The sequence below is a fragment of the Streptococcus marmotae genome (assembly GCF_001623565.1).
Lineage (GTDB): Bacteria > Bacillota > Bacilli > Lactobacillales > Streptococcaceae > Streptococcus > Streptococcus marmotae.
Window position 1 is genome coordinate 1008382 of sequence record NZ_CP015196.1, and the last position, 25772, is coordinate 1034153.

The following is a 25772-nucleotide window of genomic DNA, read 5'->3' on the forward strand; positions in this document are numbered from 1 at the left end:
CGGTCTATTTTGTGGCTCTATAATTTTTGTAGTGGGTAACTCCACCGCAGAGGTTATAGAGCTTTTTCAGTAAATGCAACGGATAGTAAAAATAGCTAGCTTCTGTTCAAACTATCTAAGTAAGTTGCAAAAATGCCAACTTTAATCTTCATTGAGTATAAAATGAAGTTATACTTGAGCCCTATTCCCCTTTTGTTTGCGGTACTGTCTAGGAGTTACTTGAAAGTGTTTCTTGAAATGTCGATTAAAATTTGATAAATTATCAAAACCGATAAGGGGAGCAATTTCAGCAATCGGTAAGCTGGTCTGGAGTAAGAGCTCACAGGCCTTATTGAGTCGTTTTTGCAAAATAAACTCCCCGCAGGAACTCCCGGTGTGCTTTTTGAAAATACTCATAAAATGATTTCGACTGTACCCGAAGTAATCCGCCAGTAAATCAATCGTGAGTGGTTCAGCTAAATGCTCCTCTATATATTGGATTAAATCACGTAATTTCTCATATTTGTGATACGTGTCATCCGTATAATGGCGATTGACATGTCGATACTTAAACAAAAGATAAAAGAGTTCATACAGTTTTGATTTTAGTAACATATCGTAATAGAGACGCTGATCATAAATCAATGAAAAAATGGATAGGAGACAGGTTTTGATTTCCTCATAGCCGTCCATACTGGGTTGAATCCGTGGGGTCAGATAGAAGTGCCCGGTGTGAATCGGTTGAATATAGCGCTGACTGAACAATTCAATTTGTGATCGACCTAGATGATCTAAATGGATTTGAAATGTTTGATACTGTTGTTCTTTTCCGACGATAGGCTTTATAGCATAAAAATGTTGGTTGAATGAGGATGATATCACCTGGGGAACTGATAAAGGATTCGGTGTGGATATGGTAGTGGGCACTTCCTTTTTGGACATAAATTAATTCCAATTCTGGGTGCCAATGATACATGTTATCAGGATCGTGAAGTGTCAGGTAGGCATTTTCATAATAATAGGGAAAACCAGACGGATTATCCTTGATATATCGCGAGTATCTTGCCATATTCCCTCCTTAAGTTCTTTTTTTCATTAGGGTCGTTCGGAAATCTTCCATTTTGAAACACAAGCAGTTCAAAAGCTCCTCTATATTGATCGGTTTAAAATGAAGCGAACAAGTCTATTATATCAAAAATGCTAGGTTTGAACAGAAGTGGTCAGTTTATTTTTATGCATTTTCATATAGAGAAGATTTAAGGCAAGTCCTACCACTGCAAAGGCAATAGAGAGATAAAAGGCCTTACCGTAGTTTCCGTTGTTGGCATTGGCTAATTGAATCGCTAGGCGAGGAGCAAAAAAGGCTGCTAAAGAATAGCCGGTAAAGATAATACCGTAGTTGACTCCTTGGTTGGCTGGTCCGTAGTTTTCCATGACAATAGATGGAAAGACCCCCATAACCCCTCCGAAAAAATTCCAAGCCCGATGATTCCCATTGAGAAACCGACTTGACCAGGTATGAGAGTAAGAATAAGAAGGGAGACAATGACGACAGAGAAAATAATCAGAAGAGTCTGGCTACGGCCGATTTTATCAGACAGGCTTCCCCAAATAAAACGACCACTTGAATTACTAATAGAATACAGGCTGACATAAAGTGCCGCTGTTCCAGCTGAGAGTCCAAACATAGTTTGACCAATTGGCGAAGCTTGTGAAGCAATCATTAAGCCTGAAAATGCACCAACAAAGAACATAGAAAGAATAACATAGAAGATAGGGGTTGTAAGCATTTCTTTCCAAGTTTTGTTTACAACAGCATTTCCAGTCCGTACGGGAGGATTCCACCCCTCTGGTTTGTAGTCAGCTGGGGCTGCTTTGATAAAGAAACTAGCGATTAGTACGATGATGAGGTAAACGAACCCAAGTGCTTTGAAAGCAAAGCTAGCGCTATGGTGCTGGATAAGATAGCTGGCAATTGGAGACGCAATGACGGCAGCAAACCCCATACCTGCTGTTAAAATGCCAGATGCCAACCCTCTTTTATCAGGAAAGAGGCGAATGGTATTGCTAAGAGCGCCAGAATAAGCAAATCCCTGTCCTAAGCCTGCTAGCAAACCGTAACTGAAATAGAGCATACCGGGAGTAGTGGACAATCCTGTCAGTATAAAGCCGACTGCAAAAAGGAGAGCACCACAAGCAATTGTCCATTTGACATAACCCTTATCGACTAAGTAACCTCCTAAAATCATTGGGATTGGGCCAATAGCGGAGTTGATAGCAAAGGCCAACATAATTTGCGGCATGGACCAGCCCGTCTCGAGGCTTAAAGGTTTTGCAAAGACACTAAAGGAATAGATGGCGCCTGTACATAGTAAGATAGCAGTGGAAGCTAGAATGACTTGCCAACGATTGAGTGAACGATTCATAGCGAACCTCCTTTTGAGATTGTTTATTTTTTCACAAACACTATAACAAAAAGTAAATATCGGTGTCAATATTTCTTTGAAAAATTCCTTATATTTTTCATGAGAATGATAGAATTATCAGCAAAACCAATACAATAACACTGAAAACAAGAGAAAAACGTTTACAAATCCGTGCTAAATAGTATAATGGTATCATCAAAAAGATTGTGAAAGGAGTAACAATATGAAGTTGGTAGCTATTGTTGGGACGAATTCAGCTCGTTCAACCAATCGAAAATTGTTGCAGTTTATGTCAAAGCATTTTCGCGATAAGGCGGAAATTGAGGTGTTGGAAATCAAGGATCTTCCTGCTTTCAATGAGCCAGCAGATAAGATAGCACCGGCAGCGGTAGCGGATTTTTCACAGAAAATTTTGGGGGCAGAAGGAGTGATTATTGCGACACCTGAGTATGACCATACGATTCCCGCACCATTGGCCTCAGCCTTAGAATGGATTGCCTACACCAGTCGTGCCCTCATCAATAAGCCAACGATGATTGTAGGAGCTTCCCTTGGTTCCTTGGGAACTTCTCGTGCTCAAGCTCATTTGCGTCAAATCTTAGATGCGCCTGAATTAAAAGCACGCGTCATGCCAGGGACGGAGTTCTTTTTAGGACACTCAGAACAAGTTCTGGATGACGAATATCACTTGCACAATGAAGAGAAGGTACTCGAGTTAGAAGAGCATTTTGCAGAATTTCAACAATTTGTCCTGCTGACGAATCAACTAGTGCAACAGGCAGATACAGATAGCAAACGAGCTTTTGCTTGGGAGACAGAAGAATAGGAGGTATGTTTGATGAAATTAATAGGTATCGTAGGTACAAATGCTGAAAAATCATTGAATCGTCAGCTTTTACAGTTCATGCGGACTCATTTTGCCAATAAGGCGGAGATTGAGATTTTGGAAATCAAAGATGTTCCTATGTTCAATGAAACAGATGATCAGACAGACTCTCCTGTCATTCAACTGTTTCATACAAAGATTACAGCAGCAGATGGAGTGATTATTGCAACACCTGAGCATAATCATACGATTCCATCTAGTTTAAATAGCTTAATTGAATGGCTGTCGTTTAACGTGCATCCGCTTGATGGGAAGCCGGTAATGATTGTCGGAGCATCGTACAATATTCAAGGTTCCTCACGTGCGCAGCTCCATCTTCGTCAAATTTTGGATGCTCCTGGAGTCAATGCATTAGTCATGCCAGGAAGTGAATTTTTACTTGGTAGAGCTCATCAGGCATTTGATGAAAATGGTCGTTTAAAATCTGAAGGAACTATTGACTTTTTAGAATCGTGTTTTTACCGCTTTTTACGCTTTGTTACCGTTGCCAGTCAATTAAGCATTCCGGAAGAAATCCGCTTTGAACCAGGGACCTACTCGGTGACCACCCAAGGGCATAATGGTCAATTACCAATGTTGGTCACTTTATCAGAAGAAAAGATTGAAAAAATTGACATTGATTCCTCAGGTGAATCTTCAGGAATTGCGGATATTGTCTTTACTCGGATTCCAAATGAAATCATTGAAGGGCAGACCTTGAACGTGGACACCATTTCAGGTGCTTCTGTCACGTCTCAAGGGGTATTAGATGGTGTGGCGCGTGCAGTTAAGCTAGCAGGTGCTAATCCAGATATTTTACGGAAACGCAGTAAGGCGCCATCTGCTTTGGATAAAGAAGACAAGGAATATGAAACTGATGTCGTTGTCGTTGGTGGTGGTGGTGCTGGTCTTGCGGCGGCCGCTGCTGTATTGCAAGAGGGCAAGCAAGTGATAGTCGTTGAGAAGTTCCCAGCGATTGGTGGAAATACTGTGCGGGCAGGTGGGCCAATGAATGCCCCGGATCCTCAGTGGCAAAAAGGTTTCGCAGCTCATCCAGGTGAAGATCACAATTTGAGAGATTTAATCAATCTTGATGAGACAGAAATTGATCCTGAATTTCTGGAAGATTTCCGTGCTTTGAAGCTAGAGGTAGAGCAGTATCTGCAAAATCCAAGTTATCTGTTTGACTCAACACTCTTATATCGTATTCAGACCTATATTGGAGGCAAGCGACGTGATTTACAAGGGCAAGAAATTCATGGAGACTATGATCTCTTGAAAATCTTGACAGAAAAAGCCTTGGAATCTGTACGCTGGTTAGAAGATATTGGGGTTGAATTTGATCATTCAGATGTCACAATGCCTGTTGGAGCTCTTTGGCGCCGTGGTCATAAACCGGTTCAGCCGATGGGCTATGCCTTCATCTCTGTTTTGGAACGCTTTGTTAAGGAGCAAGGCGGCCAGATTTTAACAGACTCTCCAGTGAAGGAGCTTATTGTTGAAGATGGTATTGTACGGGGAGTAATTGCCACAGGTCGAAATGGTCAAACGGTGACAATCCGTTCGAAAGCAGTTGTATTGGCCTCTGGTGGATTTGGTGCTAATACTAAAATGTTGCAAGAATACAACACTTATTGGACGAAGATTGATGACGATATTGCAACCTCTAATACCCCTGCGGTAACAGGCGACGGTATTATTCTTGGTCAGTCTGTCGGTGCAGACGTGGTTGGCATGGGCTTTAGCCAAATGATGCCCGTCTCTGATCCAGTGACAGGAGCCCTCTTTTCTGGTCTGCAAGTTCCTCCAGCTAACTTTATCATGGTCAATCAAGAAGGGAAACGCTTCGTAGATGAATACGGTAGCCGCGATAAATTATCACAGGCAGCGATTGACAATGGAGGTCTCTTCTATCTAATTGCAGATGATCGCATCAAGGAAACGGCTTATAATACCAGCCAAGAAAAGATAGATGCCCAGGTAGCGGCAGGGACACTTTTCCGTGCAGATACGTTGGAAGCATTAGCTGAGCAGATCAATATCGATCCCGCAACCTTGGTGGAGACAATCCGTCGATACAATCAATACGTAGAAGATGGTTACGATCCAGAGTTTCACAAAGGCGGTTTCGATCTCAAATGTGTGCAGGCACCGTATTATGCTACCCCTCGGAAACCAGCCGTTCACCATACCATGGGTGGATTGAAAATCGATCCGAGTACGCATGTGCTTGATACCCAGTCACAAGTGATTGCAGGCCTGTATGCGGCAGGTGAGGTGGCCGGAGGTCTTCATGCCGGAAACCGATTAGGTGGAAATTCATTGACAGATATCTTTACATTTGGCCGCATTGCAGGTCAAACAGCTGTCAAAGAACAGTGTCAATAACCTTTTAAACAGTCTGGACAAAGCAGTTTGTCTAGGCTGTTATTTTTAGCTTAGTGACGGTAAAAAGATAGTTCATCAAACCTTATCTAGATACTGTTTAAAAAGTTTTAAATCGGTATTTGGTAACAAGGCTGAGCTAATCGCTATTAAAAGTGCACTTCTACAGCAAAATAAAAAGAACTTAACCTGCGCAATACATACAGGATAAAGTTCTTTCTTAGAATAGATTGAGTAACAAGTAAGTAAATCTTTATTTTACTTCTGTAAAGGTACTCTAGCCAAAGTCAAATCAATATGGCAATAGCCTGTTGGGTTTTTCTTGAGATAGTCTTGATGATAGTCTTCGGCATCCAGAAAATGGCGTAAGGATTCGAGCTCAACAGCTAGAGGACGTCCATCATGTTCTTGACTAACAACCTGCATCATCTCTTGTGCCATTGCCTTGTCACTCTCATCGGTATAATAAATGCCCGTACGGTACTGACGGCCAATATCATTTCCTTGTTGATTGATGGAGAAAGGGTTGATAATGCGGAAATAGTGTTGAAGTAACTCACGTAATGTGATACGTTCTGGGTCGTAGGTGACAGCAACAGTTTCTGCATGATCTGTCGCATCAATTAAGGCATAGGCAGTCACTTCAGATTGGCCGTTGGCATATCCTACACGGGTTTCGACTACTCCGTCAATCAAGTCAAAGTAGCCTTCGACACCCCAAAAGCAGCCACCAGCTAGATAAATTGTTTTCATATGCTTACCTCCAATTTCTAAAATGAGATGCTTGTATCTTTATTGAACTAGAGCCATATAATCTTTGTAGCCTTCTTTTTCCATATCTTCATAAGGAATAAACCTGAGCGCAGCAGAATTGATACAGTAGCGCAGCCCGCCTTGATCAACTGGACCGTCAGTAAAGACATGGCCCAAGTGCGAATCTGCTTCCTTGCTACGCACTTCGACACGCCGCATCCCAAAAGAATGGTCTTCGTGGTTGGTTACTCGATGTTGCTCAATCGGTTTTGTAAAGGCTGGCCAGCCGCAGCCAGAGTTATATTTATCCGTAGAAGCAAACAGGGGTTCTCCACTGACAATATCAACATAAATCCCTTTTTCGAAAAACTCATCGTATTCTCCAGTGAAAGCGCGCTCAGTAGCGGCATTTTGCGTCACTTCATACGCCAAGTCACCGATACGCTCACGCAATGCTTTTTTATTTTCTTGTACCATGTACGGTTCTCCTTTATAAAATCTTTTTACTGCTGCCGCTGAGAAGAAATAACTGTATTCTTGACTATTTCGTTTTTAAAAGCTCTGTTCGTGTTGACCTTAGCATATAGACCATAATCATACTGTTAAGCTCTAGCGCGTGAACTCTTTTCTTGGGATATTGAGCTTAGAATCGGTATTCATCGCTAGTTATTCAACCCATCTAAAAACTCAAATGGCCGTCTAACAGAATGCTAGTACACAGCCATTTCCGATAAAGGTCACATCAGAGCACATTCTCTTTGCTCACTCTTTTGATAAATCGTTTGTTTGATTACAGAGTTTCTAAGATTTTAGCCAAATCTTCTATCTCTTGAGGAGTACCTGCTCCATCTAATTTGGCTAGGATGGGCACTTGATAGGCTTGAGCAATGTTTTCTGCTGCAAAGTTAAAGGTTTCAGCATGTTTGGCCATTGATCCACTCCCAACAACGGCCTTGATGCCTGGATTATTGGCTAAAAACTGTTCAACGATCTTCGGTGTTTTTCCTTTTCCTGTAGAATAGGTAAAAATCACATAGTTCCCATCAATTTTCTCACTCCCTGTCTCTATTTTTAAGGTATCTGTCAGATTAAGCTGATTCACGATTTTTTCAACATGGCCCGTACGGCTTGCATAAACGATTTTTGTCATCTCTATTTATTTTTCCTTTCGTTCCTGTCTGAATGTCTCTAGCATTATTTGTAATAATTGTAAAAGGTTGTCGTTATTCATACTCCCCTTAAAGCTTTTAGCAATGTCCGCTTGAATAGCCAAGGCCTCCTGCTTTAGGTTGTCGCCTTTTTGAGTGAGGGTAACAGTTAAGTCCCGAGCATCTGTTTGTGAGCGTTCCCTAGTGACAAATCCTTTCTCCTCTAATTTCTTTAGGACAGGTGTTAGGGTACCACTATCTAGGAAGACCCTATCCCTTAGCTCACGAGTGATGATGCTGTGCTCTTCCCAAAGAACCATCATGACGACATATTGGGTATAAGTCAGTCCGATGTCAGCTAAAAAAGGCGTATAGCGATTGATAAACTCTCTCGAAGCAACATACAAAGAAAAACAGAGGTTGTGTTCTAAAAGGAGGCTTTGTGACTGTTCTTCAATTTGATTACCAATTACTTGTTGTATCTGTGGCACTTTAACCTCCTTAAAATCAATTTTATCAAATCAATTGTTTAAAATTAGTTTAACAAAATCAACTAAATCTGCCAAAGATTTTGCTTGTAATTTTTAAGACAATTGGCTATTCAGTATGGTTGGTTAGATTTTATATCCTGTTCAAGAGGGTTTTTAATATTTTCATGAAGAATAAACTGTATTTATGAAATTTTTCAACAAATGTTCTTGCCTTTTTTCATTTTTTCGTTATACTAGTAAGTAACTCAATTGTCTGTTTGGTTCATTTTCGTAGGAAGTAACGAAGTCGTATGGTGGATTAGATAGATGATATAAACAAATACCGGTTGACGTTTCATAGGAGGATTTTACTCCAACTGTGGGAAAGACGGAACTCTGGAGAGACCGTAATGGCGCCGAAGGGGCAAGGTGGTGTGTCAGTACATCACTCAAACTCTCAGGCAAAAGGACAGAGCATAGGAATGTGGAAATAAATTTCCCCTAGGCTAGTGGATAGAATGACTGCTGATGAGACAAAAAATGCAGTATCCTTCTCATTATGGTTGAAACAGAGTTTGACAGTCGTGGTCAGGCTCTTTTGTTTATCCTAGATTAGAATATGGAGGAGATAGGATGGTAGAAATCTTACAACGTGTCAATGGTTTGGTTTGGGGTGCCCCGTTACTGATGTTGTTGGTAGGAACAGGAATCTATTTTAGTTTTCGATTAGGGCTTTTTCAGGTCAGAAAACTGCCGCAGGCTCTTAGGCTTGTCTTAGCAGATGATGGGAGTGGGCAGGGAGATGTCTCTAGCTTTGCAGCCCTTTGTACGGCTCTTGCAGCAACGGTAGGAACAGGAAATATTGTCGGAGTAGCAACCGCCATTAAAATGGGTGGACCAGGAGCCCTCTTTTGGATGTGGGTAGCAGCCTTTTTTGGAATGGCAACTAAGTATGCAGAAGGTTTTTTGGCGATCAAATATCGGACAAAAGATGCTAACGGTCAGGTAGCTGGAGGCCCTATGCACTACATCACAATTGGGATGGGTGAAAAATGGAAGCCTTTGGCGATCTTCTTTGCGATTTCAGGCGTTTTAGTGGCCTTTCTTGGTATCGGTACCTTTACACAGGTCAATTCGATTACCTCTTCCTTGGAAAATAGCTTTGCCTTTTCTCCTCAGGTTGTGAGTATCATTTTGGCGGTTCTTGTAGGGGTCATTATCTTTGGGGGGATTGAGGCTATCTCCAATGTCTCTACGAAGGTTGTCCCTTTTATGGCTCTTTTGTATATTGCAGCAACGGTGACAGTGTTAGCTGTGAATGCGCATCAATTACTGCCCACCCTTGTTTTAGTCGCAAAAAGTGCCTTTACACCAAGTGCGGCTCTAGGTGGTTTTGCGGGAGCTAGCGTACGTGCGGCGATTCAAAACGGGATTGCTCGAGGCGTTTTTTCAAATGAATCAGGGCTCGGTTCAGCCCCGATTGCAGCAGCGGCTGCTAAGTCCAATCAGCCGGTTGAACAGGGCTTGATTTCGATGGTTGGGACTTTTATTGATACCATTATTATTTGTAGCTTGACTGGCTTGTCCATTTTGGTGACTGGTCAGTGGACGGTGGAAGGGCTAGAAGGTGCGCCGTTGACACAAGCAGCATTTGCAACTTTTTTTGGAAACCCAGGAGCCCTTGCCCTGACCTTTAGCCTAGTTCTTTTTGCCTTTACAACCATTTTAGGGTGGAGTTATTATGGGGAGCGGTGTTTTGAATTTCTCTTTGGGACACGGTTTATCCTGCTGTATCGCCTTATCTTTATTGCCATGGTCGCCTTGGGTGGCTTTCTCCAATTAGAAGTGATTTGGATGATTGCGGATATTGTCAATGGCCTAATGGCTCTGCCGAATCTGATTGCCTTACTAGCTTTATCGCCCATCATTATTCGTGAGACAAGACAGTACTTTAAGGAAAGATAGATCAAAAGGCTGCCCATCTACCAAAATATGACCTCTTCTTGTTAGAAAGGAAGAATATGATACGATTTTTTGAAAACTATATGGCACGATTTGATATCGAAGCAATCTTGATGGAAGCTGTCAGTAAAATAGCCTCGCTGGTACTTTTAGTGCTTGTGTTTTATCTTATAAAAAACGTGATTCGCATTTCGATCTCTAAGTTGTTTTTGCCTTCCATACGTGTCTCGACGCAAGATATTGGCCGGCAAAAGACCATTGCTCGCTTGCTAGAAAGTGCTTTGAATTATGTATTGTATTTTCTGTTGCTTTACTCCGTCTTGTCGCTTCTAGGGTTGCCGGTTTCTAGTTTGCTTGCCGGAGCGGGAATTGCAGGGGTTGCGATTGGGATGGGAGCGCAGGGGTTTTTATCCGACTTGGTGAATGGGTTCTTCATTTTGCTCGAAAGACAGTTTGATGTCGGTGATATCGTTGGCTTGACCAATGGTCCGATAAAGATAAAAGGGACAGTTGCCAGCGTGGGCATACGGACAACTCAGATTCGAGATGGGGATGGCACGCTTCATTTCATCCCTAATCGGAATATTCTGGTGGTAAGCAACCAATCACGAGGCGATATGCGTGTTCAAGTGGATATTCCGCTGAGTCTGACAGCTGATTTGGCTAAGGCTTGGCAGATTATTGAACGTGTAAATCAACAAGAATTGGCTTCACAACCTGCCATCAAGGGTGCGAAAATGGTGGGGCCTCAGACATTGGATAGTGGTTCGTTTGTTTTTCGAGTCCAATTTTTTGTAGTAAACGGGAAACAAAATCAGATGTATCAGCACTTCTACATGCTCTATCAAGAAGCCTTGCTTTCTGAGGGTATAGAGCTTGGACATTCGTAAAGAAAGGGGAAAATGTGATTCCAAAAGAATGGATTAGTGAAAATGGTTATGTCTATTATCGGAAAAAGCCGCTCTACAGGCAGTCCTTATTTTGGACAACGATTGCTGGGGCACTTATCAGTTGCTTGTTAGGACTTGCGCTAGTGCTTGCTTTGGTGGCTGGTCGGGCATCGTCCTGGACCGATACAGCTCCGAACGGTCGTGATGTTTCTTTGGAAAGTGACTACTACAGAGAGCAAGCAATCGGTCAAAAGGTCGAGTTGCTAAACGAGTTGATGCTGACAGTTGATTCGATGGAGATTGATACCGAGACTACTTTGGTGGGGATGTACCATACACATGCATTGGTGGTGAATATAACAATTGAAAATCCAACTAAGATTGCCGAATATTTTGAAGAGCACGATGCTATAGTAGAAGGTACAGGGGTCAAGGATAATGATGCAATAGGAAACCAGTACTGGCTGGACAATCGGACCTATGATGTACCGTTGAAAAAGAAGATTGACCCAGGAGAAAAGGTCCAGTTTAGATTAGTGTACGGAGTCAATCCAGATACACAGTACCGTTTTATTTATGATGGTAATGTATGGAGCCTTACCCAAGGTGAAAGCCTGTGAGAAATCATAAAAAGAGTGGCGCAGAGGAATCCAGTGGATTGTTCTACGTCACTCTTTTGGCTAGATATAGATAATCGAGGCTCGAGCATTGGGATAGAGGGCTTGTAATTCTTCTAAAAAATGAGGTCGAATAGAAAGAATGCGCAAGAGTAACTCCGCATCATGGTTTTCAACATAGATTTTGACTGATAGTGCCATCCCAATTTTGACAATCTGGTAATTGATATGGGGCAGGACATGTTTGAAATGGTGTAGAATCAAATCATCAATCGGCTCAGTAATTTCTTGGTCAGTCGCAATGCCGTGTGACAGTTCGATAAAAGCGGCGTGGAGCATTTTAACAGGCTCTGGTAGGAGGCAGATAACGGAAATGCTGGTGATGAAGAAGTCGGCAGTGTAGTGTAAAAAGCCGAATGTGCCATTGAGATTAATAAAGTAGAGAAGGCAAAAAGCGAGACCTGCTCCTAATGATTGCAATCCGTCAATCATGCTCCCCTTGGTTTCAGCCTTTAAAATGGTACTTAGGAAATTGATTTTTCGATTTTGGTAGTGATTATAAAAGCTAAGCGCAAGGCAGAGCGTCACAACAAAGAGGGTATAGGGTAAGATTGGTCCGACAAGAAGCGGTTCCCCTTCACCAGCAAGGAAATAATGTAGAGCAGTCTCAGAAGCATTGATAACAGCCAATAGCAACAATAGCAAAATCAAAATAGACTTGAAAATAGCATAGAGTGGCTCTAAGAAATGAAGACCATGTGGATAGCGCGTGGTCTTTTTGTGACTAATTCGTGAGATATAAATCCCAACCATTGCAGACAAAAAGCTGATAAATGAGAAAAATCCATCCAGTAGAAGGGCCTGTATATCGGTAATAAAATAGACGATAATTCCAGCAACCGATACAATAAACGTGATGATGAAATTGACAGTTAATGATCGCTGTTCGATGCTTTTTTGCACTGAATAGTCCTCCTTTTATACTAATTTACCACTCTATTATACCAAAAATGTGCATTTTTCACAAATGCCTGCTGATAAAGAACCTTTTCTGCTGAAGCGATACTCTATGAGGATCAGCATCTGACTATACAACGAAACCGCAGGGGTAACGTAAGTTAGCTGAGGGAGTGGGACTCAATCGTGATTCCGTAGAAAGAGATTAAACTCACTCCTTTATTTCTAGGTTCCACAACTCTCAATTGTGGAAGGTTGGAAATAGGACTAGCGAAGAACGGTTTGCTATCCTCCTCTAATAGAATGTTGATTTATAAACGTTTTACAAACCAGATAGATTTCCAAAATAGTGCGCTCGCAAGCAATCTTGTATTTCCTTGCTTCAACAGTCCACTAGACTGTTGAAGCAAGGAGCATAAAATAAAGGAGGAAGAGGAACTCTGTACTATGTTTGAGTTCTTCTTCCTCCGACGGAGTAAAAAATGAATAACGAAAAATAAGAGAGACCTGTGCCCCTATACTAAACCTTGTGCAATCATCGCATCTGCGATTTGTTCAAAGGCAGCGATGTTGGCACCAGCAAGGTAGTCTTGGCCGAGGTTGTATTTTTCAGCCGTTTCTTTTGCAGTGTTGAAGATATTGGCCATGATGTCTTTCAAGCGGTTGTCTACTTCTTCGGCAGTCCATGAAAGGCGAAGGCTGTTCTGGCTCATTTCAAGCGCTGATACGGCAACACCACCAGCGTTGGCAGCTTTTGCGAGTCCATAAAGGACACCATTTTCTTGGTAAGTGTGGATGGCTTCTAAGTTCGAAGGCATATTCGCTCCCTCAGCTACACAGTAGACACCATTTTTTACAAGGCGCGCAGCTGCTGCACCATCAATCTCGTTTTGAGTAGCACATGGAAGGGCGATATCTGCTTTTCCTTCGTAGGTCCAGACAGAACCTTCGTGATACGTTGCAGTTGGTTTTTCAGCAGCGTATTCGGTCAAACGAGCGCGGCGGTTATTTTTGATTTCGCAAAGAAGGTCAAAGTCTATTCCAGTTTCATCGATGATATAACCATTTGAATCAGAGACAGAAATGACAGTTGCACCGAGTTCAGTTGCTTTTTGAACAGCAAATTGTGCTACATTTCCAGAACCAGAAACAAGGACAGTTTGACCATTGAAGGATTTACCGTTTGCTTGTAGCATATTGTCAGTGAAGTAGACAAGGCCGTAACCAGTTGCTTCTGGACGAATCAAGCTACCACCAAAACCGAGTGGTTTACCTGTCAAGACACCTGCATCAAATTGGCGAAGACGCTTGTATTGACCGTACATGTAACCAATTTCACGACCACCGACACCGATGTCACCAGCTGGTACATCAAGAGAAGGACCGATATGTTTTTGCAATTCTGTCATGAAACTTTGGCAGAAACGCATGATTTCAGCATCAGTCTTACCTTTAGGATCAAAGTCTGATCCACCTTTACCACCGCCGATTGGCAGACCTGTCAAGACATTTTTAAAGATTTGCTCAAAACCAAGGAATTTCAAGATAGACTGGTTAACAGTTGGGTGGAAGCGAAGACCGCCTTTGTATGGTCCAACAGCTGAGTTAAATTGTACGCGGTAGCCACGGTTGACTTGGACATTTCCGTCTTTATCTGTCCATGGTACACGGAAGCTGATAATGCGCTCAGGCTCAACGATGCGAGCCAAGATATTTTCAGTAATATATTCTGGGTGTGCTTCAAAGACAGGCTCAAGCGTGTTGAACAACTCTTCAACGGCTTGTAAAAATTCTGTTTCGTGTGGGTTGCGTGCTTTCACAGCTTCAAATGATTGTTGGATATAGTCTTTGGCAGTTGTCATAGGATTTCGTCACCTTTTCTAATAGAATCATGCTTGGAAACAGCTGCTCTTTTCTTATCACTTCTTTTACAATGTGAGAACTGATTCGAGCCTTGTTTCTAGCAAGGATAGGTCTGAATATTAAATTTTCAGACAATTTAATATTTACGGTTGCTATTATAGCACCAAGTTTTCCAATTGTAAAGTGAAAAATGAAATATTCTGACAATTTTTGTGAGAATGATAGGTGTTTTCTCGTTTTTTGTGATAAAATGAAAAAAAGAAAGATTTTGGAGGATAATATGCCATCAACCAAGACACAGATTGCTGGTTTTCCATTTGAAAACTGCTTGATGAATGCCGCGGGGGTTGCCTGTATGACGATTGCAGAGTTAGAGGAAGTAAGACTGTCCCAAGCTGGAACCTTTGTGACCAAGACCGCTACCTTAGAAGCGCGTGTTGGAAATCCTGAACCCCGTTATCAGGATGTTCCGCTTGGCTCGATTAACTCGATGGGATTGCCAAATCAAGGTTTGGATTATTATTTGGATTATCTTTTGGAATTGCAGGCAAAAGAACCGAATCAAACCTTCTTCCTTTCCTTGGTCGGACTGTCTCAGGAAGAAACTCATAGGCTGTTAAAACAAGTGGAAGAAAGTGAGTTTAAGGGCTTAACCGAGTTGAATTTGTCCTGCCCAAATGTGCCAGGTAAACCACAAATTGCCTATGATTTTGAAACAACAGAGGCCATTTTAAAAGAGGTATTTAGCTACTTTACCAAACCTCTTGGGATTAAGTTGCCTCCTTACTTTGATATGGTGCATTTTGATCAGGCAGCAGCGATTTTTAACCAATTTCCGCTCGCTTTTGTCAACTGTGTCAACTCCATTGGAAATGGTCTCTACATTGAAGATGAGTCGGTTGTCATTCGTCCTAAAAATGGATTTGGAGGAATTGGTGGCGAATATATCAAACCGACAGCCCTTGCAAATGTCCACGCTTTCTACCAGCGGTTAAAACCAGAAATCCAAATCATTGGAACTGGAGGAGTTCTGACAGGTCGTGATGCTTTTGAGCATATCCTTTGTGGAGCTAGTATGGTGCAAGTTGGGACAACTCTTCATAAGGAAGGGGTCGTAGCCTTTAAGCGGATTACGGCAGAATTGAAAGCCATTATGGCAGAAAAAGGCTATGAAAGTCTAGACGATTTCCGTGGGAAATTGCAGTATATGGAGTAAACCAGACAGTTGAAAATCAATCGATTTTCAACTGTTTTTTCATAGGAATTACCTAGCTTTTTCAGGGAGAATAGCGTATACTAAAGAAAGGAGGGTTGTATCATGAAGAGAAGACGAGATCGTATCGGAAAACGGAGACGGCAGCAGCGAAAAAGATGGATAAGACAGGCTTTGTTTCTGCTGTTATTGGCTTGCTTGGGCGTAGGATTGTTTTATGGTGGACAGGCGCTTTTGGCCTTGTTTTCTCGTAAGAGTGATACGACAATTCCGTCTTTGGAAACGCCGGCATCGTCAGTGCAGCAGGAGAAGGTTCAGACGGCAAGGATTATGGCCCATGGGGATTTGCTCTATCATGATATTATCTACTGGAGTGCACAACAAGCTGATGGTCAGTATGATTTTACAGAGAACTTTACCTATGTCAAACCTTGGATTGAGCAGGCTGATTTTGCCATAGCAGATTTTGAGGGAACCATTTCGCCAGACTACCCCTTGGGAGGCTATCCTTTGTTTAATGCCCCAGCCTCAGTTGCGAGGGCTATTCAGCAGACGGGATACGATTTGGTTGATTTGGCCCACAATCACATCCTTGATTCTCAGTTATCTGGTTTGCTATCAACCGTCGATACTTTTAGGCAGGTTGGTGTGGATACCGTAGGGGTGTATCGTGATGGCAATCGCTCAACAGCACCTCTTTATATCAAGGAAGTTAATGGAATTAAAATTGCTGTCCTTGCCTATGCCTACGGTTTTAATGGCATGGAGGCAAACCTCACGCAAGAAGAATATGAAAACTATTTATCTGACCTTAATGTAGACAAGATTAAATCTGAATTAGAACGAGCGGAAGCAGAAGCTGATATCACGATTGTCATGCCACAGATGGGGATTGAATACCAGTTAGAACCAACAGAAGAGCAGGTTACTCTCTATCGTCAAATGGTAGAATGGGGAGCAGACATCATTTTCGGAGGCCATCCACATGTAGCAGAGCCAACGGAAATCATTGAAAAAGATGGCGAGCGAAAGCTCATTGTTTATTCTATGGGGAATTTTTTGTCTAATCAGCGCATGGAAACCATGGAAGGAGTCAACAACTTCCAATGGACAGAACGTGGCGTTTTAATGGATGTTACCCTTGAAAAGAAAGAAGGAAAGACACGAATTCAGACGGCAAAAGCTCATCCGACCTGGGTCAGTCGTGTGCCAAAAGAAGGAACGGACTTGTTTACCTATCAAACCTTTGTACTAGAGGACTTTATAGAAGGCGGTCCACATCGTCATCAATTAGATGAAGAAACCAAGGCGCGAATTGATGTCGCCTATCAAGAGATGAACGACTTTATGGGATTAAACTGGTAATATTAAACGCGTTAGCTTGTTTGATGAGATGATAGGATATTTACCAAGAACAAAGGATGTATGTAGGAATGAAGATAAAAGCAGTTGTAACGGATATGGATGGGACCTTTTTAGATGATCGTGGAGGGTTTGATCGTACTCGCTTTGAGCGGGTTTTGGAGCAATTGGAAAAGCGAGGGATTCCCTTTATTGTCGCAAGTGGCAATGGTCTGGAACGCTTGCTCGATCTTTTTGTGGACTTTGAAGACCGGATTTTCTTTCTGGCGGAAAACGGTGGCCTCTTTTACCACAAGGGGCAAACGATTTTTCGTAAGACCTTGGACCGTCATCTAATAGAAGAATTGATTCGCCATTATCAACCAAGGGTAGCAGACTATTGTTTAATGGTTTCAAGTGATACGACGATGTATATTGATGAGCAGGCTCCCCAGCCTTTTGAGGAGACAGACTTAGCGATTACAGTAGAGCAACTTCAGGCCTTTTGGGATAAGATTGTCCGCCTGCCAAGTTTACTTGAACTGCCAGCTGATGCTGCGATTACGCATGCAGGTTTTTGGGTGCCAGAAGAGTTGGTTGCAGATTTGGTGACGGATTGCAATGAAGTTTTTGGAGAACACTTGCTTGCTGTTACGAGTGGTTATGGTTCGGTGAGTATTTTACCAAAGGGTGTCCATAAGGCTTGGGGCTTGGAGCAAATCTTGCAACCGCTTGGTATTGATGCTAGTGAAGTTCTGGCTTTTGGCGATAGTGACAATGACTTGGAACTGTTGGCCTATGCCGGCTATTCTTATGCCATGGAAAATGCGTCTGAGCGTGTTCAGACTACTGCTAAATTCTGTGCACCGTCGCATACAGAACAAGGTGTTCTACAGGTGATAGAGAATGTAGTCTTAGGGGCAAACTCGTTCTATTGAAGCTATTCCCATTTGAGAATAGTTTTTCATTTGTTGTCAGGAAAAATCGGGTATGTTATACTGGTCTATTATGATGAGAATAAAACAGTTAGATAAGATGCTTGCTATTGTCCTTCTTGTCCTTGTTTTTTTGAGTGCTGTCTTCCTACGTCCTAAACTGAATCAGACGAGCTATGTACAATCGACTATTCCCACCCTATTTTTTCATGGTTATGGTAGTAGTGCGAATGCGGAGAAGCATATGACTCAAGCAGCAAGGAAAGCTGGAGTGACGCAGACCATTATTCGAGCAAATGTGGATACAGAAGGGCAGGTTACCTTGCTAGGAGAGATTCCGACAGGCGCAATCAATCCGATTGTCGAAGTGAATTATCAAGATAATCGGAATGCGGACTATCATCAAGATGCTCGTTATGCCAAGGCCGTCGTGATGAAATTACAAGAAACGTATGGATTTAGAGAAATAAACATGGTTGGTCATTCGATGGGAAATATGTCTATTCTCTTTTATCTCTTGGATTATGCCCATGAACAGAACCTGCCTCAGTTGCAGAAGGTGGTCCATATTGCCAATCATGTCAATGGCTTAGAAGGACGGGATTTGCCGGCAGATCCTAGTTTAGATGAACAGACAGGCCAGCCTAAGAAGATGAGTACTAGCTATCAAGAGTTGCTTGCGCTACGTGACCGATATCCAAAGCAGCAAATAGATGTATTGAATGTCTATGGTGATCTAGAAGGTCAATCTGATGGTTCTGTTTTGAATGTCTCGTCAAAGAGTTTGAAATACTTAGTTTCTGAAAGAGCAACATCCTATACGGAAGAGAGGATAACTGGTAAAGGTGCCCAACATAGCCAATTACATGAGAATCCAGAAGTAGACAGACTATTGCTTGATTTTTTGTGGGGAGTAAATTAATCTATTGGATTGGTATAGTTTGAGCTGAGAAATATAGAAGCGAGGAATACGAAATCATCCTCGCTTTTTATTATTAGGTTTAGCTATCAACAGCTGATGAGATACCAACAAATTGATTATCCTATCAATTCCCTACTGCATCCCTCTCTGTTGATTCAATCGGATTCGCAAAAACAAGGAGTTTGTTTAGTCTAGTTATCTAGTCAGTCTTTCTTTGCTAAGAAAAGTTTATCTATCTTCTAAGTAAGCCTGTTTTTCACGGAAAAAATGTCGACTTATTTCTAAGTCCGTCGTTTTTTGGTAAAAAAGTTGAGCTTCATCTCCTAGAGAATCCGTCTTTCAACAAATTATTCGGGACTTGCTTTTAGGGAGGGCGTTTTTCAATGAAACGTTCGGGAATTACCGCTTAGAGAGGCTTTCTCTTGTTGAAAATCGCTTGTCTAACTTTCAAGTCTGGTTTCTTCTGATGAAAAAATTATTCCTAACGATTAAGTAAGGCTGTTCGTATCGAAAACAGCTTGTCCTCGTTTCAAAAGAAAGCCCTGACTAAGAAGTTACTCCTAGTCAGGGTCTTGTGTCTGATTGTATTATTATGTGGTTTCTAGGTTTGTATAAGTAGCCCCTTCCTATGTCGTCGCTTGTTTATTTTTGGTTCGGGGAGAAAAAGTCTTTTTATTGCCACCATCCTCATGTGCTTTCGGACATCAGCGACTTCCTTCGGAATTCCATGATTCATCTTCGAGTCTAAGGTCTCGAAGATGCCGAGTGACAGAAAACGTTCATATGATAACGTTTTCCGTCACTTTTAGCACGGCGGAGGTGGCGGTATTATGCTCGCTACGCTCGCAAATTTTCTAACCTTAAAACTACGGAAAATTAAATATCATTGTAATGTTTTTCTGAATTGTGAGGTTTGTCTACGTTCTGAAGCAATCCACTGGATTAACCTCGCTTTCTCATTTTTCGGCTCGGGTTAAAACAATCCACTGGATTAGCCTTGCTTTCTTATTTTTAGGCTCGGGTTAAAACAATCCACTGGATTAGCCTTGCTTTCTCATTTTTCGGCTCGGGTTAAAACAATCCACTGGATTAGCCTCGCTTTCATATTTTTAGGCTCGGGTTAAAACAATCCACTGGATTAGCCTCGCTTTCTCATTTTTCGGCTCGGGTTAAAACAATCCACTGGATTAGCCTCGCTTTTTCATTTTTCGGCTCGGGTTAAAACAATCCACTGGATTAACCTCGCTTTTTCATTTTTCGGCTTGGGTTAAAACAATCCACTGGATTGTTTTAATTCCCTACACTGCTGAATTTTTTCATGCCGTATCGAAATAGGGTGTAGTTTATGCTGAAGATGGTGAGGACGACGAGGGGGAGGAGGAGTCCGATGGAACTGATGTTTAGGAAATGAAGGGCAGGGAAGTAGGAGGTAAAGGCGTAAGGGAAGACGAGGGTAAGGAGAATTTGGATGGCGGTTGGGTAAATGCGAATCGGATATTGCGCCATTTGATTGAGTGAGAAAATTCCCATGGTAATGGGGAAGGATTCGACTGTCCAGAAGGCAAGAGCAGTTGGTCCTAGCTGAATGGCTGCGTAGAGCAGGCCGATACAGATACAACTTAGGGTAAACAAGAGATAATCTGTCACTTCCCAATGGAGTTGTAAGAGGTGATAGGCCTTGCTGGTTGCAATGATCCCGACCAGAGTTGTTCCGATTCCTTGCAATTGCACTCGTTCTGAAATCAGTTGAAAGAGGGGGTTGACAGGTAAAATCATCAATCGCTCAAATTCTCCTTCACGAATATAGCGGCTGCCAAACATCCATAAATTATCAAAGAAAATCAAATGAACAGACCGTCCAATGGTTGAAATACCGTAGATAAAGAGCATTTGGCCATAAGAAAAGCCTGCGATTTCCCTGATATTACCAAAAAGAACATTTAAGAAGATAAGATAGACAATTTGTTCGACGAGAGATGACAGTAGTCCGATAAAGAAATCCATCCGATAGGACATGGCAGCAATCAAAAAGGCCTTGACATTGTAATAGTAAAGTTTTACGTATCGTTTCATCCTACCCTCCAAAAATGACCAAGCGTTTTTTAGCTCCTTGCCAAAGGACATACATCAGTCCAGCTAGAAGAGGAGCCCAAATCAATTGTAGCCAGAAAAGGCTAGGATCCACTTCTTTTTCCAAGAGAATAGTAATCGGAAAATTAACTGCAAAACTATAAGGTAAAAAGCTGAGTAGTTTGGCAATTGGTGCTGGATAAAAACTTAAGGGTAATAGCACGCCTGCTGATAGGCTGAAAATACCTTCTCGCAAGATAAAGAGTCCCCATGTGTTGACGGTGTAAAAGGAGAGCAGTCCAAAGCCCAAATCCATCAATTGCACCATGAACATTCCAATCAGGCTAGTCAGAACAAAGATGCCTAAGGTTTTTATGTCCGGCAAATAAAAGTTAGGATTGACCATCGGAACGACCAGTAACACCAATATGAATTTTCCAGCTTCGATGATTTTCAGACCGAAATCTTGAAAGAAAAGGGCGGTAATGGGGGAGTAGGGATAGAGCAGTTCGCCTGTAATATCCCCTCTGACGATAGATCTAGCCAGATCGCGTCCGATTCCAAAATTATTGAGATTGTTCAAGAGATTGGCAAAGATAATATAGGTCGTAAAGGTTGCAAGGCTGTAACCATTGACCTCCGATTGACTAGCGAAAATCGTCTTCCACACAAATAGAGATACCAGTATTTTTAGCAACATGGAAATCAGGGTTGCTAGGAAAAAGGACTTGTACTGCAATTGAAGCAACAACATCTGTTTTGTGACATGAAGGTACTTAGTCATGTAAGCCCCCCTCGTAAATGCGCTTGACAATCTGTTCAATCGTGACTTCCTTCATGGTGACATCATCAATAGGATAATGGGTGAAAGCCAACTGAATAATGTGGGCATTGCTATGGTGTTCTGTCTGGTAATGAATCTCAAAATGATGTGAATCCACTTGTTCCCATTCAAGATAAGGAGCTTCTAGCGGTGTTTCAATCGCTGTATGGCTTGTAAAGGCAATGGTTTTGACCTTGGAAAAATTCTCTTTTAAATGGATGAGGCTGCCGTCATAGACTTTCTGCCCCTTATCAATGATGATAATGCGCTCGCAGAGGGTTTCGATGTCTTGCATATCATGAGAGGTAATCAGAAAAGTCGTTTGGTATTCCTCATTCATGGTGCGGATGAAGTTGCGAATCAACTCCTTGACACTGGCATCCAGTCCAATAGTTGGCTCATCTAAAAAGACGACAGCAGGTTGGTGGAGGAAAATAGCCGCAAATTCACACTTGACCCGCTGACCGAGTGAAAGATTGCGAATGGGCTGATGGAGAATACTCTCTAATTCCAAAAGTTTTGTCAGACGTGTGAGGCGTTCTTGGTAAAGTTGGTTTGGAACATCGTAAATCTTGGCATGAAGAAAGAAGGATTCGATGACAGGAATATCCCATTTGAGGTGGGATTTTTGGCCAAATAAGACACCGATTTGCCGATTGACAGCTGTTCGTTCCTTGGCTGATTCCAGACCGTTAATCAAGACCTGCCCGTGATCGGGATACAGCACTCCAGTTAGCATTTTGATGGTTGTCGATTTTCCGCTCCCATTTGAGCCGATATAGCCAATGATTTCTCCTTTTTGAACGGATAGGGAAATATCCTGAACTGCTGGAATATAGCGTTTTTTAGGCTGAAAGAAGGATTTTATTGAGCCTAGTAGGCCCGCTTCCTTATCAACAATCGTGTAAGTTTTTGATAAATGATGTGCTTCGATCATGATAACTCCTTGACTAGCATAAAATCAACTGAGAAAACGTTTGCGTAATCGATTATACCACATCCGACTTAGGTAGACAAGGAATTATCGGTTTGTTGGAAAGGGAAGAGAGCTTTTTTCGCTTTTTACTCTATCCTATCAGTGATTTTGAGCGAAAACGGGCAAACATCCCTAGATTATCTACGGAAGAGCTATTTTAAAAAGTTTTATATTGAATATTTCCTATAGAACATGGTAAAATAGAGTGATTATTTCTGGATAAATGAGTGAGATGAGATGAATAAGTATCAAACCATTTGTAAGTTTTTAGGGCAGACCTTGCTGTATTTCGTGATTTTTCTGGGCCTATTGTACTTTTTTTCCTACCTTGGACAAGGTCAAGGTGGCTTTATTTACAATGAATTTTAGAGGTGTATGGTGAGACAGTTGATGATAAAAGACATGATTGAAACAATTGAACAGTATGCGGCAGCTCAGCCTGATTTTCCTGTTTATAATATCTTGGGCGAGGTGCATAGCTACCGTGATTTAAAGCAAGATTCGGATAGCCTTGCGGCAAAGATTGACAGTCTAGGTTTGCCTGAAAAATCTCCTGTTGTGGTCTTTGGTGGACAAGAGTATGAGATGCTAGCGACCTTTGTCGCCTTGACCAAGTCGGGTCATGCCTATATCCCGATTGATAGCCATTCGGCCTTGGAGCGCGTGTCTGCGATCGTGGAAGTGGCAGAGCCGAGCTTGATTATCGGGATTGCAGATTTTCCAATGGAGGTGGCAACACCCCAGCTTACCTTGTCTGAAGTCAAGGATATTTTCGTTCAAAAAACGGCTTATGACATCACGCACTCAGTTAAGGGAGATGACAATTACTATATCATTTTCACCTCTGGCACTACTGGTAAGCCAAAGGGGGTGCAAATTTCCCATGAAAATCTTCTTAGTTTTACCAACTGGATGATTACCGATAAGGAGTTTGCGACACCAGAAAGACCGCAAATGCTAGCCCAGCCACCTTATTCTTTTGACTTGTCGGTCATGTACTGGGCACCAACTCTGGCTCTTGGTGGCACTCTTTTTGCATTGCCAAGTAGCTTAGCACAGGATTTCAAGAAATTATTTGCAACGATTTTGGAGTTGCCGATTGCGATTTGGACGTCAACCCCTTCTTTTGCTGATTTGGCGATGTTGTCTGAGGACTTCAACGCAGAGAAAATGCCGCAGATTACCCATTTCTACTTTGATGGTGAGGAATTGACGGTGAAGACAGCTCAAAAACTGCGTGATCGTTTCCCAAGTGTGCGGATTATCAATGCGTATGGTCCGACTGAAGCAACAGTAGCCTTATCAGCGGTTGCTGTGACAGACGAGATGTTACAGACCCTTAAACGCTTGCCAATCGGTTATACCAAGGCGGATTCGCCAACCTTTATCATTGATGAAGCAGGCAATAAACTTCCATTTGGTGAGCAGGGAGAGATTATCGTGTCAGGACCTGCTGTTTCAAAAGGCTACATGAATAATCCTGAAAAAACAGCAGAAGCCTTTTTTGAATTTGAAGGATTACCAGCCTATCATACAGGAGACGTTGGTTCGATGACAGCAGAGGGTCTTCTGCTTTACGGTGGTCGGATGGACTTCCAAATCAAGTTTAATGGCTACCGGATCGAGTTAGAAGATGTATCTCAAAATCTCAACAAATCCCAGTATATCAAGTCAGCAGTAGCGGTACCACGCTACAATAAGGACTACAAGGTACAGAATCTCTTGGCCTATGTCATTCTGAAAGAGGGTGTCCGTGAGCAATTTGAACGAGACATTGACATCACGAAGGCTATTAAGGAAGACTTGGAAGACATCATGATGTCGTATATGATGCCATCGAAATTCCTCTATCGCGAGAGCCTGCCTTTGACCCCAAATGGCAAGATTGACATTAAGGGCTTAATCAGCGAGGTAAACAACCGATGATGGGCTTTGTCAACCAACTTCCGCATTTGGAACCTTACGGAGATCCGCAGTATTTTGTCTATCTGATTGCTGCGGTCTTGCCTATCTTTATCGGTCTCTTTTTTAAGAAGCGTTTTGCCTGGTATGAAGGGGGGGTCAGTCTAGCCTTTATCGTCTTGATGTTGACAGGGACGAGCCTAGCTCAACTTGTTGCCCTCTTGTTTTATGTTATGTGGCAAACTAGCTGGGTTTTCAGCTACAAATGGTATCGAGCGAAAAAAGATAACAAATGGGTTTTTTATCTTCATACGGCACTCGCTGTTTTTCCACTGTTTATGGTTAAGGTAACTCCAGCGATTTCAGGGCACCAATCGCTCTTTGGTTTCTTGGGAATTTCCTACCTGACCTTCCGATCAGTCGGGATGATCATTGAATTGCGAGATGGGGTATTGACAGAATTTACGCTGTGGCAATTCTTACGCTTTTTGCTCTTTATGCCAACCTTCTCAAGTGGGCCGATTGACCGTTTCAAGCGGTTTGAAGCGGATTATACTGCAATTCCAGACAAGGATGAGTTACTGGACATGCTAGAAGTTGCAGTGCGTTACATCATGCTTGGTTTTTTATACAAATTCATTTTAGCCCACATTTTTGGGTCCATGATTTTGCCACCGCTCAAGCAGTATGCCCTATCCCAAGGTGGCTGGTTTAACCTACCGACCTTAGGGGTCATGTATGCCTTTGGTCTTGACTTATTTTTTGACTTTGCAGGCTACTCTATGTTTGCTATTGCAATGTCTCATCTCATGGGGATTAAAAGTCCGAGAAACTTTGACAAGCCCTTTCTCTCTCGTGACCTCAAGGAATTTTGGAATCGCTGGCATATAAGCTTATCCTTTTGGTTCCGTGATTTTGTCTTTATGCGGTTGGTCATGGTTCTCATGCGCAATAAGGTTTTTAAAAATCGAAATACAACCTCAAGCGTGGCTTACTTGCTCAATATGCTAGTCATGGGCTTCTGGCATGGAGTGACCTGGTATTATATCGCTTATGGCCTTTTTCATGGTCTTGGTCTAGTAGTCAATGATGCTTGGCTTCGAAAGAAAAAAACGCTCAATAAAGAACGCAAAAAAGCAGGGCTTGCCCCTCTCCCAGAAAATCGCTTGCTTCAAGCCTTAGGGATTGTGGTGACCTTTCACGTTGTCATGTTGTCATTTTTAATCTTTTCTGGATTTTTAAATGACCTGTGGTTTAAGAAATAAAAGGAGTTTA

At 42.2% G+C, this 25772-nt stretch carries 20 protein-coding genes, 3 pseudogenes and 1 riboswitch; of the genes and pseudogenes, 12 read left to right on the plus strand and 11 right to left on the minus strand.

Going from position 1 to position 25772, the window contains the following annotated elements:
* Positions 1-168: 168 nt before the first annotated feature.
* A pseudogene (locus A4H00_RS05260) lies at positions 169-1048 on the minus strand (helix-turn-helix domain-containing protein).
* A gap of 131 nt (positions 1049-1179) precedes the next feature.
* A pseudogene (locus tag A4H00_RS05265) lies at positions 1180-2405 on the minus strand (L-lactate MFS transporter).
* 223 nt (positions 2406-2628) lie between these two features.
* Between A4H00_RS05265 and A4H00_RS05270 the strand changes: the two are divergent.
* Together A4H00_RS05270 and A4H00_RS05275 are read left to right on the plus strand one after the other, a co-directional pair.
* The gene (locus A4H00_RS05270; protein ID WP_067087938.1) at positions 2629-3231 is read left to right on the plus strand and encodes an NADPH-dependent FMN reductase; all 603 of its coding nucleotides are present in this window, start codon (positions 2629-2631) and stop codon (positions 3229-3231) included.
* A gap of 12 nt (positions 3232-3243) precedes the next feature.
* Complete coding sequence (locus tag A4H00_RS05275; protein WP_067087939.1) at positions 3244-5658, plus strand: flavocytochrome c; 2415 nt, start codon at positions 3244-3246, stop codon at positions 5656-5658.
* Positions 5659-5922: 264 nt separating this feature from the next.
* On the opposite strand, the pseudogene msrA reads toward A4H00_RS05275, so the two are convergent.
* The 4 genes and pseudogenes from msrA to A4H00_RS05295 all read right to left on the minus strand — a co-directional run.
* A pseudogene (gene msrA, locus A4H00_RS05280) lies at positions 5923-6408 on the minus strand (peptide-methionine (S)-S-oxide reductase MsrA); the annotation flags it as partial.
* 39 nt (positions 6409-6447) lie between these two features.
* Positions 6448-6885 carry a peptide-methionine (R)-S-oxide reductase MsrB gene (msrB, locus tag A4H00_RS05285; RefSeq protein ID WP_067087943.1) on the minus strand — a complete coding sequence of 146 codons (438 nt, stop codon included), beginning with the start codon at positions 6883-6885 and terminating at the stop codon, positions 6448-6450.
* A 313-nt stretch (positions 6886-7198) separates the two neighbouring features.
* Positions 7199-7558, minus strand: a complete 360-nt coding sequence (locus A4H00_RS05290; protein WP_067087944.1) for a class Ib ribonucleoside-diphosphate reductase assembly flavoprotein NrdI — start codon at positions 7556-7558, stop codon at positions 7199-7201.
* A gap of 6 nt (positions 7559-7564) precedes the next feature.
* Positions 7565-8047 (minus strand): MarR family winged helix-turn-helix transcriptional regulator, encoded by a 483-nt coding sequence (locus A4H00_RS05295; protein WP_067087945.1) that lies wholly within the window; start codon positions 8045-8047, stop codon positions 7565-7567.
* A 365-nt stretch (positions 8048-8412) separates the two neighbouring features.
* A riboswitch (glycine riboswitch) is annotated at positions 8413-8509 on the plus strand.
* Between the two features lie 150 nt (positions 8510-8659).
* On the opposite strand from A4H00_RS05295, the gene A4H00_RS05300 reads away from it, so the two are divergent.
* From A4H00_RS05300 to A4H00_RS05310, 3 genes are read left to right on the plus strand one after another with little or no spacing between them, the layout of a single operon-like run.
* Complete coding sequence (locus A4H00_RS05300; protein ID WP_067087946.1) at positions 8660-9991, plus strand: alanine/glycine:cation symporter family protein; 1332 nt, start codon at positions 8660-8662, stop codon at positions 9989-9991.
* A gap of 56 nt (positions 9992-10047) precedes the next feature.
* Positions 10048-10878 carry a mechanosensitive ion channel family protein gene (locus A4H00_RS05305; RefSeq protein WP_067087947.1) on the plus strand — a complete coding sequence of 277 codons (831 nt, stop codon included), beginning with the start codon at positions 10048-10050 and terminating at the stop codon, positions 10876-10878.
* Positions 10879-10892: 14 nt separating this feature from the next.
* On the plus strand, positions 10893-11498 hold the full coding sequence (locus A4H00_RS05310; protein WP_067087948.1) for a DUF4352 domain-containing protein: 606 nt from the start codon (positions 10893-10895) through the stop codon (positions 11496-11498).
* A 60-nt stretch (positions 11499-11558) separates the two neighbouring features.
* Here A4H00_RS05310 and A4H00_RS05315 read toward each other — a convergent pair whose 3' ends face one another.
* Both A4H00_RS05315 and gdhA read right to left on the minus strand, forming a co-directional pair.
* The gene (locus A4H00_RS05315) at positions 11559-12458 is read right to left on the minus strand and encodes a cation transporter (protein ID WP_067087950.1); all 900 of its coding nucleotides are present in this window, start codon (positions 12456-12458) and stop codon (positions 11559-11561) included.
* 509 nt (positions 12459-12967) lie between these two features.
* Positions 12968-14314 carry an NADP-specific glutamate dehydrogenase gene (gdhA, locus tag A4H00_RS05320; protein ID WP_067087952.1) on the minus strand — a complete coding sequence of 449 codons (1347 nt, stop codon included), beginning with the start codon at positions 14312-14314 and terminating at the stop codon, positions 12968-12970.
* 281 nt (positions 14315-14595) lie between these two features.
* On the opposite strand from gdhA, the gene A4H00_RS05325 reads away from it, so the two are divergent.
* The 4 genes from A4H00_RS05325 (at position 14596) to A4H00_RS05340 (ending at position 18726) form a co-directional block, all read left to right on the plus strand.
* Positions 14596-15531, plus strand: coding sequence for a dihydroorotate oxidase (locus tag A4H00_RS05325; RefSeq protein WP_067087953.1), 936 nt, complete (start codon positions 14596-14598; stop codon positions 15529-15531).
* A gap of 102 nt (positions 15532-15633) precedes the next feature.
* A complete protein-coding gene (locus A4H00_RS05330; RefSeq protein ID WP_067087955.1) occupies positions 15634-16893 on the plus strand; it encodes a CapA family protein in 1260 nt (419 codons plus the stop codon).
* A 68-nt stretch (positions 16894-16961) separates the two neighbouring features.
* Positions 16962-17807 carry a Cof-type HAD-IIB family hydrolase gene (locus A4H00_RS05335; protein ID WP_067087957.1) on the plus strand — a complete coding sequence of 282 codons (846 nt, stop codon included), beginning with the start codon at positions 16962-16964 and terminating at the stop codon, positions 17805-17807.
* A gap of 97 nt (positions 17808-17904) precedes the next feature.
* The gene (locus tag A4H00_RS05340) at positions 17905-18726 is read left to right on the plus strand and encodes an alpha/beta hydrolase (RefSeq protein WP_237334225.1); all 822 of its coding nucleotides are present in this window, start codon (positions 17905-17907) and stop codon (positions 18724-18726) included.
* Between the two features lie 1290 nt (positions 18727-20016).
* Here the strand turns inward: A4H00_RS05340 and A4H00_RS05345 are convergent.
* From A4H00_RS05345 to A4H00_RS05355, 3 genes are read right to left on the minus strand one after another with little or no spacing between them, the layout of a single operon-like run.
* Positions 20017-20799 (minus strand): ABC transporter permease, encoded by a 783-nt coding sequence (locus A4H00_RS05345; RefSeq protein WP_067087959.1) that lies wholly within the window; start codon positions 20797-20799, stop codon positions 20017-20019.
* Between the two features lies 1 nt (position 20800).
* Entirely contained in the window at positions 20801-21580 is a 780-nt protein-coding gene (locus A4H00_RS05350; RefSeq protein WP_067087961.1) for an ABC transporter permease, read from the minus strand.
* Positions 21573-22556, minus strand: coding sequence for an ABC transporter ATP-binding protein (locus tag A4H00_RS05355; protein WP_067087963.1), 984 nt, complete (start codon positions 22554-22556; stop codon positions 21573-21575). The genes A4H00_RS05350 and A4H00_RS05355 overlap by 8 nt, the downstream gene beginning before the upstream one ends.
* Before the next feature lie 276 nt (positions 22557-22832).
* On the opposite strand from A4H00_RS05355, the gene A4H00_RS05360 reads away from it, so the two are divergent.
* From A4H00_RS05360 to dltB, 3 genes are read left to right on the plus strand one after another with little or no spacing between them, the layout of a single operon-like run.
* Positions 22833-22964 carry a teichoic acid D-Ala incorporation-associated protein DltX gene (locus tag A4H00_RS05360; RefSeq protein ID WP_067087965.1) on the plus strand — a complete coding sequence of 44 codons (132 nt, stop codon included), beginning with the start codon at positions 22833-22835 and terminating at the stop codon, positions 22962-22964.
* A gap of 21 nt (positions 22965-22985) precedes the next feature.
* Positions 22986-24521, plus strand: coding sequence for a D-alanine--poly(phosphoribitol) ligase subunit DltA (gene dltA, locus A4H00_RS05365; RefSeq protein ID WP_067091498.1), 1536 nt, complete (start codon positions 22986-22988; stop codon positions 24519-24521).
* Entirely contained in the window at positions 24518-25762 is a 1245-nt protein-coding gene (dltB, locus tag A4H00_RS05370; protein ID WP_067087967.1) for a D-alanyl-lipoteichoic acid biosynthesis protein DltB, read from the plus strand. The genes dltA and dltB overlap by 4 nt, the downstream gene beginning before the upstream one ends.
* Positions 25763-25772: the final 10 nt, after the last annotated feature.